The organism is Candidatus Hakubella thermalkaliphila (assembly GCF_013281975.1).
GTDB lineage: Bacteria > Actinomycetota > Humimicrobiia > Hakubellales > Hakubellaceae > Hakubella > Hakubella thermalkaliphila.
On the sequence record NZ_BLRZ01000442.1, the window covers coordinates 1 to 600 of the forward strand.

The window sequence follows — 600 nt, forward strand, 5'->3', positions numbered from 1 at the left end:
CCTTTTCCACTGTGGTGGCTTAGATATTTACCCATGCTAAAACCGGAAGAACCATAATTTCAAATGTCCTTCCAGGGGATAAGGCAAAGGTTATTAAGGAACTCCAGACCGAAGGAAAAGTTGTGGCAATGGTGGGGGACGGGATAAATGACTCCCCTGCCCTCGCCCAAGCAGACATAGGAATTGCCATTGGAAGTGGCTCTGATGTTGCCAAGGAGACAGGCGGAATTATACTTGTGAGGGATGACCTCAGGAACGTTATTAAAGGGATTAAACTCAGCAGGGCAACAATGAGAAAGATAAAGCAGAACCTCTTCTGGGCATTTATTTACAATACCATTGGTATACCAATCGCTGCCTTCGGACTCTTAAATCCCATGATTGCAGCAGCAGCCATGGCATTGAGTTCATTGTCTGTTGTCAGCAACTCTGCTCTCCTGAAGAGGGTAAAGATATGAAACCAAAGTTTAATGGTTACGATTACGGATGGTGGGGGGTAGTTGCTTTTAGCGTCCTTTTCTTCGGCCTTTTTGTGCTCAGTTTTCTGGCTCCCCGAAGGAAGGTGGAGTGGCGCTCCTTCGGCGCTTTCACTGCCTTTAT

General features: G+C 46.7%; 1 pseudogene. It reads left to right on the forward strand.

The features are described 5' to 3' along the window. Positions 1–53: 53 nt before the first annotated feature. Positions 54–458: pseudogene (locus HW443_RS12615) on the forward strand (HAD-IC family P-type ATPase); the annotation flags it as partial. Positions 459–600: the final 142 nt, after the last annotated feature.